The organism is Ruegeria sp. CE6 (assembly GCF_056537485.1).
The window spans coordinates 694,722-707,178 of sequence record NZ_JBQFRR010000001.1; the positions used below are offsets into that span (position 1 = coordinate 694,722).

Below are 12,457 nucleotides of genomic sequence, written 5' to 3' on the forward strand. Positions count from 1 at the left end.
ATGATCCAATGCGGCTACCTGACAATTGCACAGTACTTTAGACGATGGTTCTTTTGCAAATTTAGGCTAGTTGATGTGTCTGATCCTTCCCAACTGCAACTGAAAAGAACATGAACGGCGTCAGCTTTTGTGGCGCGGTGCTCACCGGCAATCGACACTCCACCTCATGCCCAAATCCGACAGATGCCTTTGAACCCGCCCAGGATAATCAGATACAATTGCATCCACGCGCAGGTCGATCATTCTGCCTATTTCTTCGTGCGAATTGACCGTCCACACGGCAACACATAGGCCCAGTTCTTTTGCGCGCGCCACATTTTCAGCCGTTACATCCGTGTAGTATGGGCACCAAAGCGAACCGCCAGCTTGCTTGACCAAATTTGGAATTTCATCACGACGACCACGAAAGTCAGGGCAAACCGCTTTCGAGGAATCCTCACCAACATCCGCCGCGTTTTCCGGAAGCTGCGTCAGGTAGGAAGACGGCATGTCAGGAGCCTGCCGCTGACACTCCTCCAACAGGTTCCAATCAAAACTGTGGAGCACCGCGCGCGAAGACAATCCTTTGTCACGTACTTCTTGAAGAACCCGCCCGACAAATTTCTTCCTATAAAGCGCATCGTGAGCCAAATCCGGATCCGACTTCAGTTCGAGCATCAAATAGGCGTCGCCGTATTTTGGATCATCAACCAAATCCAGCAAATCCTGCAACTTTGGAACACGGATGCCATCCAGTTGAGCCTGGTCCGGAAACCGTTGGCCATAAGCCGAATGACCATCCAACCGCCCGATGTCAAATTGCTGGATTTGCTCGAACGTCAATGACGAGACCTTCGGCTCTTCTCCGGTCAGAAACAGGCCATTTGCGTCACGAAAGCTAGGAGCGTGCAGCCGATGGTTGTGGGTTATGATCGGTACGTCATCGGCCGTCAGGACAACATCAAACTCAAGCAGCGGGACGCCGATAGAGAGCGAAAAGTCAAAGCCAATCATACTGTTTTCGGGCAGCACACCCCGCGCACCTCGATGCCCCACAACCCGGATCAGGTTTTTGCCACCACGAAAGGCTTCAACCTGTGGAAAGACCATCAGCCTTCCAACCTCTTGCCGGATGAATGGTCAAACAGATGCATGTGCTCTGAGGCAACTGAGAACCGCATGCTCGGATGCCGGCCTTCGATTGGGTGGACACCCGGAAGACTTATCGTAATCGCGTCGCCTGCATCCGTGAGCTGGCCATGCAATAAGGTGTTTGCGCCTAGCGGTTCCGCCATCTGAATAGCGGCTTCCAACGGACCATTGTCGTCCAGAAACAGATGCTCTGGTCGGATTCCAAGCTTTAGTGGGATATCAGGCCCCGTGGATGGGCCAATCTCTAAGCCCCCTATCTTAACCGTTCCGTTTTCACGCTGAGCATCAAAGATATTCATTGCAGGGCTACCAATAAACTGAGCCGCGAAAAGGGTTCCTGGTGTTTCATATACCTCCAATGGCGTCCCAATCTGCTCAGCGATGCCTCCGTTCATCACGATCATCCTGTCTGCCATCGTCATCGCTTCGACCTGATCGTGAGTCACGTAAAGCGATGTAATTCCAAGCTTTTCCTGAAGCTCGCGGATTTCTAAACGCATCTGAACACGCAGCTTTGCATCAAGATTTGAGAGTGGTTCATCAAACAGGAAAACCGCCGGCTCGCGAACAATTGCCCGCCCCATTGCCACCCTTTGGCGTTGACCGCCTGAAAGCTGCCGGGGTTTGCGGTCCAACAAAGCTTCCAGCTGCAACAGTTTGGCGGCCTCGGTCACCTTCTGGTCAATCTGGTTCTTTGGAAGCCCCGCGATTTTCAGCCCATACCCCATGTTCTGGCGCACCGACATATGTGGGTAGAGCGCGTAATTCTGGAACACCATCGCGATATCGCGATCCATCGGCTCTTTGTCGTTGGCTCGTTCTTCTCCAATCCGGATTTCACCGGACGTTACGGTTTCAAGGCCCGCAACCATTCGCAAAAGCGTGGATTTTCCGCAGCCCGAAGGGCCAACAATCACAATGAATTCACCGTCCGCAATATCTATGTCGATGCCATGGATAACGTCCGTCGGGCCAAAGCTCTTTTTGACATTCTCTAAGTTTACTGTTGCCATTTCTTATTTCTCGCTATCGACAAGGCCGCGGACAAAGAGCTTTTGCATAGACACCACTACGATGACCGGCGGGATCATTGCCAAAATCGAAGTGGCCATGATGACCGGCCATTCAGCTACGTCGTCGCCGGATGGGAACATCTGTTTGATACCCATCACGATGGTGTTCATTTCAGGATCGGTAGTGATGAGCAGCGGCCAGAGATATTGATTCCACCCGTAGATAAAAAGGATCACGAATAGCGCCGCGATATTCGTTCGGCTCATGGGGACCACGATATCAATGAAGAACCGCATCGGGCGGGCACCATCGACGCGTGCAGCTTCGGCCAGTTCATCCGGGATCGTCAGAAAGAACTGCCGGAACAGGAACGTTGCCGTGGCCGAGGCGATTAAGGGGAAGATCAGCCCATAGTAGCTGTTGAGCATGCCGAACCCGGCGACAACTTCGAACGTCGGCACAATACGAACCTCGACCGGAAGCATCAGCGTTAGGAAGATCAGCCAAAAGAATGTCGTTCGCCCGGGAAAACGGAAATAGACGATCGCAAAAGCTGACAGCAGCGAAATTATGATCTTGCCCACTGCGATTCCGATGGCCATCACAAGACTGTTGAACAACATTGTGGCGACTGGAACGTTCACGCCGGAGAACAGAGCGGCCTTATAGTTTTCCCAGAATTGATCGCCGGGAAGAATGGGCATGGGCGGCGAAACGATTTCCGGCTGGGTCACAGTCGATGCCACGAACGCCAGCCAGATCGGGAAAAATATGATTAAGACGCCAAGGATCATCATGGCATGGGTCAACCAGATCCCCATGCCACGTTTTTCGACCATTCCGTGTTGTTGGGCTGCCATCAGTAGTGCACCCTTTTTTCCACGTATTTGAATTGGATGACGGTCAGCAGACCAACGACAATAAGCAGGATAACGGACTGAGCGGAGGACGAACCGAGATCTTGTCCAACGAACCCATCCGAGAAGACTTTGTAAACTAGAATGGTCGTCGCCTGCTGTGGGCCACCGCCAGTGATCGTGTGGATGACGCCAAAGGTCTCAAAGAATGCGTAGACAACATTCACCACCAACAGGAAGAACGCGGTTGGTGACAAAAGCGGCAGCACGATTGTGAAGAACCGGCGCCAGAAGCGCGCGCCGTCAATTGCCGCAGCCTCGATCACCGATCTTGGGACCGACTGCAGCGCTGCGAAGAAGAACAAGAAGTTATAGCTGATACGCCCCCAGGCTGAGGCTAGAACCACCAGGCCCATGGCCTCGGTGCCGTTCAGAACGTGGTTCCAGTCATAACCAAGCTGGCCGAGGTACCACGACACGACACCAACGCGTGTGTTGAACATGAACAGCCACAGCACGCCTGCAACCGCGGGGGCAACGGCATAGGGCCAGATCAGCAGCGTCCGGTAAACACCCGATCCTTTGATCAGGCGGTCCGCTATGACCGCCAGAAACAACGCCGGGATCATTGAACACAGTGTTACGAGCGTTGAAAACACCGCCGTCGTCACGAAAGAAGCACGGTAGAATTTATCGCTCAGCAGGAATTCAAAGTTACCCAATCCAACAAATTGGGACGACAGCCCAAATGGGTCAGGAATGAACAGGGACTGCCACACCGCCTGCCCGGCCGGATAGAAGAAGAAGACAGCGGAGATGATGACCTGCGGGGCAATCAGCGCCAATGGCAGAAGCCAGCCGCGAAAGGTGACGCGTTTTTCCATCCCGATAAACCACCGAATAAAGAAGATGCGGGCCCGAAACAGGCCCGCATCAAATTAGGACTTATTGATTGGCAGACTCGAACCGGCGCAGCAGGGCATCGCCGCGTTCTTTCGCACTGTCCATTGCTTCCTGAGCGGTCTTTTCACCGGACCAGACAGCCTCGAGCTCTTCGTCGATGATGCCGCGAATCTGGTCAAACGACCCCAGACGCAGACCCTTCGAATTCGCAGTCGGCTCTTTGGCGGTCATCTGTATGACAGCAATGTCAGTACCTGGGTTTTCTTCATAGAAACCAGCATTTCGGGTCGCGACGCCAGCTTCGGCGGTGATTGGAAGATACCCTGTGTTCTGGTGCCAGTTCGCCTGAACGTCCGAAGATGACAGGAAGCTCAGGAATTCACCGACACCTTTGTATTCTTCAGGATCGTGACCCTCCATCACCCAAAGCGAAGCGCCACCAATAATGGTGTTTTGCGGCTCGCTTACGACCGCCTCCCAATAGGGCAATGGGCGCACGTCGAATTCGAACTCAGCCTCAGAGCTAATGCCGGCATAACCTGCCGAACTTTCGGTGAATAGCGCGCATTCACCTGCCCGGAAGTTCGCGCCACCTTCATTTCTGCGGCCGGTATAGATGAATTTACCATCTTTGGCCCAGTCACCCATCGCGGTCAGGTGCGCCACCTGCGTCGGTCCATTCAACATCAGTTCGGTATCAAGACCGGCAAATCCATTATCCTTCGAAGCGAATGGGACGTCGTGATAGGCCGAAAGGTTCTCAAGGTGGATCCAGCTTTGCCAAGCAGTGACCAGCGGACAGTCTTCACCCCCAGCCTTAAGCTGGTCAAGAACGTCACCAACTTTTTCCCAGGTCGACAAATCCGTGTCTGGGTCAACACCCGCCGCTTCCATAGCATCGCGATTGACCCAGAGAACGGGTGTTGACGAGTTGAAGGGCAGCGACAGCATGTCCCCGTCAGTGGTCGTATAGTAGCCTTTGACGGCACCAATGTAGGCATCAGGATCGAATGATGCACCGCTTTCAGCCATCACTTCATACACGGGTTTGATAGCCCCTTCGGCCGACATCATCGTTGCCGTGCCTACTTCGAAAACCATCAGGATATGTGGTTGTTCACCTGCTCGGAAAGCAGCAATACCCGCATTCAAGGTTTCCGAATAGTTGCCTTTATGGCTTTCTACTACAGTGAACTCATCTTGGCTGGCATTGAACTCTTCAACCTGAGCCTTCACAAGATCGCCTAGTCGACCGGTGAAGGCATGCCAGAACTGAATTTCGGTTTGCGCCATAGCCGCCACCGGCGACAGAGCAGTTGTTAAGGCGAGAGCGCCTAGAAAATTCTTTTTCATGATTCCTCCCATGCATCAGGGGTTGATGCTTCGTTGAATACCGACCGCAACGCGTAATCAGCACACATGACGATTTCACGACGTTAACGTTACAATTTTATAATTCAAGCATTTAATTTTTGAGAAAAACATAACATTACATTATAAACCAACCAGGCAAACAACGAACCAGGTTCAAAATATGAGTCAAACTTTGCGGATCCGGCAATTGGAAGCGCTCATGGCCGTTTCCACCAATGGGTCGGTCACTGCTGCAGCAACGGATCTTGGGATAAGTCAGCCCGCAGTCAGCAGACTGCTTTCTGATTTGGAAAAATCACTTGGCTTTCAGCTTTTTGATCGCCGCGAAGGTCGCTTGGTGCCCTCACAGGAGGTACGATATCTGCAACCCAGCGTAGAGCGCGTTCTGGAATTGATGAAGCAAATCTCGGATGTCAGTCAGGACATCACACAGCGCAAAGCGGGTCACATCCGCGTCGCTTGCTTACCGGGGTTCGCCACAAGTCATCTTCCCGATGTCGTCGCCAAGTTTTTGCAGGATCGGCCCGGCGTCACCCTGACGATTGAACCAGATCGACCGGAACGGATTCTCGAGTGGATGATAGGTGAGCAGTATGATTTCGGGATCACGGACAGCTTTAACGGTCACCCGGCCGTTGAAAGCAGAAACATCAATGTCCGCACAGTTTGCGTGTTTCCCACCGGGCATGAATTGGAAAGCCTCGCTGAGGTGACACCAGCGGATATTAAAGATGCTAAAATTATCCATACACGACGCGACAGCGACTTTTTTGGGCGGCTTTCCAAAGCGTTTCAGAGCGCCAACGTAGAGTTGAATTCCCACATCGAAGTCAGGCAGTTCACCGCAGCTTGTGAGTTGGCACTAAAAGGTGTCGGAGTTTCCGTGGTAAGCGAGTTGGACGCCATCCAGTATTCAACGCGTGGATTGAGCTATAGGCCGTTCAAGCCATTGCTTCCACATACACTATCGCTTGTGCGCCCAATATTGAAACAACCGTCACTGGTGACACTCGAATTCATCGAACAGTTTCAAGAAAGCTTAAAACCGTTCAAAGCCCAATGAGCCCGTCAAAAAACCACGGCACATGAAAGAGCCTTTGCGCTGCCGACAAATCACCTACCCCTTTCTGCATAAGAAACATCAGAGTTTTGAGACCTCTGGGCATCATCCGGATCCAGCACCAAAGCGATCCACACCCATTCAGCCATGATCAGTGAAACAGCCATAAATTTCGCAAAGGAGCATCAATTGCAAGCTTCCTAATCCTTGCTCGCCAAAGTCCATTTGACCGCGCAAATAGCATTCGTCTGACCAACGTGCTAGCGCTGCAGTAAGAGGCAGGCTTATCCGTAGTGCAGGTTGATCGAAATGCGGGGACCGATGTTATCGAAGGTTAAGTTTGAACAACGTAAACGCACTTATGCTGAACCAGCGCACTGTACACGAAATGATCGAGCCAGTTCAGATGCAGGTTTTACGCAGCACCAACAAAACTGTGTCCAGATAGTTCAGTTTCTCCGATCATTGGCCACCCTTAAACTTCCGCCACTAGAGCAAGGAGCAGAATAATGGACATAAGACCACTGACAGGCGGTTTGGGAGCTGAGATCATGGATGCTGACATCCGCGACAGTACCCAGTTTGAAGATATTCACGCCGCGTTTGCAAAGTACTCTGTGATCGTCGTCAGAGATCAGCAGGTCAGCCCAGACGATCACCTGGAATTTGCCCGTCGCTTCGGTCCGATCAATGTCAATCGATTCTTCAGACCTGTCGATGGCCATCCTGAGATCGCCATGGTGCTTAAGGAAAAGGATCAAAGAGAAGCGGTCGGCGAAGGATGGCATACCGACCATTCGTACGATCAAGAACCCGCCATGGGTTCTATTCTCCATGCCATCGAAATGCCGCCATACGGCGGGGACACGCTTTTTGTTTCAATGGGCGCAGCCTATGACGCACTGTCCGTGCCGGTGCGCCAGTTTCTGCATGGGCTTACAGCCATTCATTCATCGCGGCATGTCTTTGGTGCAGCTGCGCAAGAAAGCGAGGCTGCAACGAGCGGGCGTCTGAGCAACGCAGAAAACGCCGTTCAAGACGCACGCCATCCAGTAGTCATCACGCATCCCTTGAGTGGGCGTCGCGGATTATTCGTGAACCCGGTGTTTACCACGCATATCGAGGGCCTCTCCCGTGAGGAGTCCGATGCAATCCTTGCCTTGCTCTATGAACATTGCAAACAACCTGAGTTCCAATGCCGCGTCCGATGGCGGACTGGAGACATCACCATGTGGGACAACCGAGCGACATGGCACAAGGCCATCAACGACTATCACGGATTTCGACGCCTGATGCATCGAGTAACTGTGGAAGGCTCAGCTGTTTCCGCCATTCAGCCGATATAGAATACAGCCCCGAGGGTGCGCAAAATTGCCTATGGTGTGAGTTCGGACCATTAAATTGCCAATGTCGCGAATGCCTGATTTGACGGACCCAACCGTCACAATGGCAACCTCAAGCAAATGGTGGGTTCGGGCTGTTCTCGATTTTGGTGTTTGCGCCCGGAAGGACAAGTTGTTGCTGAACCGCAATCAGCAGCGGGGAGCTGTCCCAATCAGGTTCCCCATAGTAACAGACGCCGGCTTTCTGTAAACTGCTCAAGTGCAAACAGGTAAAGCCTGATTTCAAGCAGAATTCGCCGCCAGGGACCGAAGCCCCTGACAGATGTTGAATTTACCAGGATGAGTCCGGGTCAACTTTGAAAAGATGCTCCATAAACACGCGAGTGACGGCCTGCAGTTTATCGGTGCGCGCGTGGTCGCGTTGCAGTTCGGCTGGAACCACATTCCATGTTATAGGTTCAACACCAGCCTCGATCATGCGGCGCATGCCGTTTGCGTGGCTGGTCTGAGTGATCGATCCAACGGCGTCTTCCGGAACGTAGACGTCATATCCGGCCAACTCGGCCTCAATCGCGGGATAAGCCAGACACACATCCGTCCAAAGACCGCCCATTATCAGCTTCTTTCGGCCCGTTGCTTCAACTGCAGCTACAAATTCAGGCTCTTCCCAAGCGTTCACATTGGTCCGGTCAACAAATACCGCGTTCGGGGCCAGTTCGCGCAATTCTTCGATCATAGGATCATAGCCGTTCAATCCTACGGCTACATGGCTGAATATGATCGGGATGTCGTAGATCACGGCGGTCTTTATCAGACCAGTGGTGTTGTTGATCAGCTCTTCGTGGTTGATATTCTTAACCCCAGCCAAAATCGGCGGCTGGTAGTCGATAAGGATCAGCGCCGAGTTAGTCGGTGACAGAAACGGGTCATTATCTGCGGCTCGGACAGGCGTGCCTTGATAGCCGTCTGGGTATGTTGCGACACCATCCACTGTTTTGATCATAGGTATTTCTGCGGTTGCAGGGAGTGCTACGGCGCTGATCGTCAAGCTCAGGGCAGTGGCGAACGGTTTGATGAAAGTGGTCATGGGAGCATCTCCATTAATGATGGGGGTTCAACCGTGCACATGCTCGGCGATCAGTTGCGCGACAGATGGTCCGGGACCAACAAGTTCCAGGACATTACGATCCGGATCGCGGATGAAAATTGTCTTGGTACCGCGAAATTCTCGACGACCTGTTATGGCTATGCTGTGTTCGGTAACAAAGGCCTCGGTTGCTTCGGCGTCCCTTACCTTGACGGCCAGGTGCGTGATGCCGGGAAACTTCTCGACCTCATCCATCAAGACGTTTTCACCAGCTTTTGCTGTAGCGGGGCCTAACAGGTTGATGTTGATCCCGGACGGATGCAGCATCACCAACGGATGGCCATGGTCATAGCCGCCATCCGCGATCAACTCGAATCCCAGCAACTCATAGAAGGCGACTGATGTATCGCGGTCGCTGATGCGGATGCCAATGTGATCGAAGTTTCTTATATCCAACATGGTTTGGCCTTTCATTACACTGCAACCAATGTAACTATACTTGCATTGATGCTTAATAGCTCATCTGGAAGGTAATTTTTTCCAAATGGATCATAATAAGGATTTGTTCGACGGCGTGGTTCTGTTCTGCACAGTAGTGGAACAGGAAGGCATGAGCGCCGCCGCAAAACTGCTGGGCCATACGCCTAGCCATGTCAGTAAAGAAATCGGACGGCTTGAGGCCCGGCTTGGCGCCCGGTTATTGAATCGGACCACGCGTCGGATCAGCCTGACGGAATCCGGGCGCATATACTATGAAAACGCCCGCCGGATTGTGGATGACGCCCGCGCCGTACAAAACAGGTTGCATTCCATCGGCGACAGACCCTTTGGAGAGCTTCGGATGAGCGTTCCTGTGGTTTTTGCACATGGATGGCTGAACGATCGGTTGCCCGAATTTCTGCAGCGATACCCCGAAGTTGATCTGAACATTGACATATCCGAGCGCCGGGCCGACATGATCGGTGAAGGCATCGATCTGCTGGTGCGCATCGGTGATTTGCCTCCGTCCGATTTGATTGCACGCGAACTTTTTCGTACACAAGGTCTTACATTGGCTTCCCCCGCCTATCTGAAACGAAACGGCACGCCCCGCCACCCCGATGACCTAAAGGGGCATCAACTAATTGATTTTTCGTTTCACGGGGCCACCCAAAACTGGACCTACCCAGGACCAGATGGTGAGGCAATCGCGGTTCCAATCGCTCCTCGTATTCGATGCAACGATGGTCATACCGAAAAGGTGCTGGCCCTTGCTGGTCGTGGGATTACACGTCTGCCTCAGCTTTCCTGTCAGGCTGAACTGGATGCCGGGGCATTGGTGGCGATCTTACCCGATTTCAGCCCGCCTTCTATCGGAGTCCATGTGATCTATGCCAGCCGCGACAACCTGCCCGCAAAGACCCGCGCTATGATCGATTTTCTGGTCGAAATGAGCGGCTGAAGTCAGGTGCCGCCGAAGTTTCACAGTCCTTCGTTTGATGTGAGCAGTCTTCTTGCAGACAGTATCGCACCTTGCAGCAATGTCTGATTTGTTCAACCACGTCATAGTTTTAGTTACGCCACGATAGGCAGCAATGAGCTGATTGATGGGAAGTAATGGGTAGAAAACTGCAATCATTACATCTTTCCCGTAAGTCCCAATCTGTCGAAACATGGAGTCCGGCAGACAGGGTCATTGAACACGTTCAAGCGTCGGGCTTAGTTGAGCCAACGCGTTGACCACGCCAAACAACTCTTTTTCGAATGAAAGCAAGGCATCGGACTTCGCATCCACGATCGGGTAAAGCAGGCCAAACGTCATCCAGCGTTCAGGCGTCACCGGTACAAGTGCTAGTTTGTCCGAATTGGTTTGGGCGACGACCAACTCGTCCGCAACAGTTACACCAGCACCCTCTGCAACAAGCGAGCACGCGAGTTGAGATGCTGCCACTTCGCAAGTTTGCTTTGGTGTGACACCAGCAGAGTGAAAAATATCGTCCAACTGGTCGCGCAACAACAGACCGTGCATCAAGCGTATGATAGTTTCTTCCGCGAGATCACTCGCCGTAATTTCTTCTCGGATGGAAAGAGGATGATCCAATGGTAAGACCGCTTGTGCTCTCACTCTCAACAAAGGTTTAGTGACAATGCCCGGATGATCGACGGGCAAAGCACCAATACCGATATCGTATTCTCGTCCGGCCAACCATTTCCCCGCTTCACGTCTTGCCCGGACATCAAGGTTGATATTGGTGCCGGGGCTGGCCTTCATGAATCGCGCTACGGCCGGGGCTGACAGCGACTGCGCAATTCGGGGCATGGTTACAATCCTCAGAGTTTCCGTGCGACCTGCCCGGATTTCGGCAGCGATCCGAGGAACTTCATCAAGGTTGTCCAGGATGCGGCCTGCCTCGCGGTAGAACGCCAACCCTTCGGGTGTCGGGGTCAGATTGCGGCCGCTGCGGTCAAACAGCGTCAGCTTGAGTTCGGCCTCGAGCCCCGAAATCAAGCGGCTGATCGCAGGCTGGCTAAGGTGCAGAATCTCGGATGCGGCAACTAGCGAGCCTTCGGACAATGTTGCGCGAAAGGCGCGTAGGGCCTTGATGTTCATCAATCCATACTTTCAATTTTTGCAAGAGTAGATAACATATTTGCATTTTTTACAATTGATGTTTTCGCGTAATTTGATCCCAAGCGAATTTGGGAGGTTACTCATGAAACGCAGAACGCTTCTTGGTGCTGTTATTGCCGCCATAGCCGTCACCACGACTGCCACCGCAACCTTTGCAGCGGATTGGCCAAAACGACCAATCAACCTGGTTGTTCCCTACAAGGCCGGGGGCGGTACTGACGCCTATGCCCGCGCCATCTCGGCCGCGGCGGAAGGCACGCTGGATGTGCCCGTTGTTGTGGTCAACAAGCCGGGGTCGGGCGGCCTGAATGGGGCCAATGCGGTGGTTGGCGCACGGCCCGACGGGTATACTCTGATGATGACATCCGGAGGATCGTTCCTTTTGTCGACGATGACCCGAGATACTGACATTGATGCATTGGAGAGCTTCGATTTTGTCGCTCAGGTAGGACAATTGCAGACGTCGCTTATGGTGCCAGTCAACAGTCCGTATCAGACCGTTCAGGATTTAATTGACGCGGCCAAGGCCAATCCCGGCGAGCTGCGTTGGGCACACTCTGGGCGTGGTGGATTCCACCACGTCGGTGGGTTGGGCTTTCTGGCCAGTAACGGGATTGACGCCCAGGATGTGCCGTTCAAAGGCGGCGGGCCGACCCGGGCTGCCCTGATCGGCGAGCAGGCTGATTTCGGGTTCCTTGGCGTTCAGCAACTTGCTGGTTTTCAAGAGCAGTTGAGGGCACTGGCCGTCAACAGTCAGGAGCGGGATGGGATCATGACTGATGTCCCCTCGTTTGGTGAGCTGGGCATTCCATTCGCTGCAGTATCATCCCCAGTGATCGTCTTTGCACCTAAGGGCACACCGGTAGAAGTGATTGCTGCGTTGGAGACCGCGCTGGAAGAAATTGCCGCCAAGCCAGAATTTGCGGAACTCCTTGCCTCACGCGGAACCGGCCCGGTCTACCAGAATGGAGCGGACGCAAAAACAACCCTATCCGCAATGAAAGAGGACGCCACTCCCTTGATCCAAAGCCTGACCAACTAATGTCCTCATGGTCGGGTGAACAATGGTCACCCGAC

12 protein-coding genes are annotated in these 12,457 nt (G+C 53.1%); 4 read left to right on the forward strand and 8 right to left on the reverse strand.

Annotated elements, in window-relative coordinates; genetic code table 11:
• Positions 1 to 141: 141 nt before the first annotated feature.
• The 5 genes from ACR0DK_RS03440 to ugpB form a co-directional block, all read right to left on the reverse strand.
• On the reverse strand, positions 142 to 1,089 hold the full coding sequence (locus tag ACR0DK_RS03440; protein WP_480734758.1) for a glycerophosphodiester phosphodiesterase family protein: 948 nt from the start codon (positions 1,087 to 1,089) through the stop codon (positions 142 to 144).
• The gene (gene ugpC, locus ACR0DK_RS03445) at positions 1,089 to 2,144 is read right to left on the reverse strand and encodes a sn-glycerol-3-phosphate ABC transporter ATP-binding protein UgpC (protein WP_223116968.1); all 1,056 of its coding nucleotides are present in this window, start codon (positions 2,142 to 2,144) and stop codon (positions 1,089 to 1,091) included. Before ugpC ends, ACR0DK_RS03440 begins: the two co-directional genes overlap by 1 nt.
• A 3-nt stretch (positions 2,145 to 2,147) precedes the next feature.
• Positions 2,148 to 2,984: a sn-glycerol-3-phosphate ABC transporter permease UgpE gene (gene ugpE, locus ACR0DK_RS03450; RefSeq protein ID WP_170392936.1), complete on the reverse strand. Its 837-nt coding sequence runs from the start codon at positions 2,982 to 2,984 to the stop codon at positions 2,148 to 2,150.
• Between the two features lie 20 nt (positions 2,985 to 3,004).
• Complete coding sequence (gene ugpA / locus ACR0DK_RS03455) at positions 3,005 to 3,886, reverse strand: sn-glycerol-3-phosphate ABC transporter permease UgpA (RefSeq protein ID WP_170392712.1); 882 nt, start codon at positions 3,884 to 3,886, stop codon at positions 3,005 to 3,007.
• Between the two features lie 61 nt (positions 3,887 to 3,947).
• Positions 3,948 to 5,258 carry a sn-glycerol-3-phosphate ABC transporter substrate-binding protein UgpB gene (gene ugpB, locus ACR0DK_RS03460; RefSeq protein WP_170392713.1) on the reverse strand — a complete coding sequence of 437 codons (1,311 nt, stop codon included), beginning with the start codon at positions 5,256 to 5,258 and terminating at the stop codon, positions 3,948 to 3,950.
• 181 nt (positions 5,259 to 5,439) lie between these two features.
• On the opposite strand from ugpB, the gene ACR0DK_RS03465 reads away from it, so the two are divergent.
• Both ACR0DK_RS03465 and ACR0DK_RS03470 read left to right on the forward strand, forming a co-directional pair.
• Positions 5,440 to 6,342, forward strand: a complete 903-nt coding sequence (locus ACR0DK_RS03465) for a LysR substrate-binding domain-containing protein (protein ID WP_223116970.1) — start codon at positions 5,440 to 5,442, stop codon at positions 6,340 to 6,342.
• A gap of 506 nt (positions 6,343 to 6,848) precedes the next feature.
• Positions 6,849 to 7,685, forward strand: a complete 837-nt coding sequence (locus tag ACR0DK_RS03470) for a TauD/TfdA dioxygenase family protein (RefSeq protein WP_223116971.1) — start codon at positions 6,849 to 6,851, stop codon at positions 7,683 to 7,685.
• A gap of 328 nt (positions 7,686 to 8,013) precedes the next feature.
• On the opposite strand, the gene ACR0DK_RS03475 is transcribed toward ACR0DK_RS03470, so the two are convergent.
• Complete coding sequence (locus ACR0DK_RS03475) at positions 8,014 to 8,769, reverse strand: hydrolase (RefSeq protein WP_480734759.1); 756 nt, start codon at positions 8,767 to 8,769, stop codon at positions 8,014 to 8,016.
• A 27-nt stretch (positions 8,770 to 8,796) separates the two neighbouring features.
• Complete coding sequence (locus ACR0DK_RS03480) at positions 8,797 to 9,228, reverse strand: VOC family protein (protein WP_170392717.1); 432 nt, start codon at positions 9,226 to 9,228, stop codon at positions 8,797 to 8,799.
• Between the two features lie 85 nt (positions 9,229 to 9,313).
• On the opposite strand from ACR0DK_RS03480, the gene ACR0DK_RS03485 reads away from it, so the two are divergent.
• Positions 9,314 to 10,210, forward strand: coding sequence for a LysR family transcriptional regulator (locus ACR0DK_RS03485; RefSeq protein ID WP_480734760.1), 897 nt, complete (start codon positions 9,314 to 9,316; stop codon positions 10,208 to 10,210).
• A gap of 231 nt (positions 10,211 to 10,441) precedes the next feature.
• Here ACR0DK_RS03485 and ACR0DK_RS03490 read toward each other — a convergent pair whose 3' ends face one another.
• Entirely contained in the window at positions 10,442 to 11,359 is a 918-nt protein-coding gene (locus ACR0DK_RS03490; protein ID WP_170818911.1) for a LysR family transcriptional regulator, read from the reverse strand.
• A gap of 103 nt (positions 11,360 to 11,462) precedes the next feature.
• On the opposite strand from ACR0DK_RS03490, the gene ACR0DK_RS03495 reads away from it, so the two are divergent.
• Complete coding sequence (locus tag ACR0DK_RS03495) at positions 11,463 to 12,422, forward strand: tripartite tricarboxylate transporter substrate binding protein (protein WP_170425015.1); 960 nt, start codon at positions 11,463 to 11,465, stop codon at positions 12,420 to 12,422.
• Positions 12,423 to 12,457: the final 35 nt, after the last annotated feature.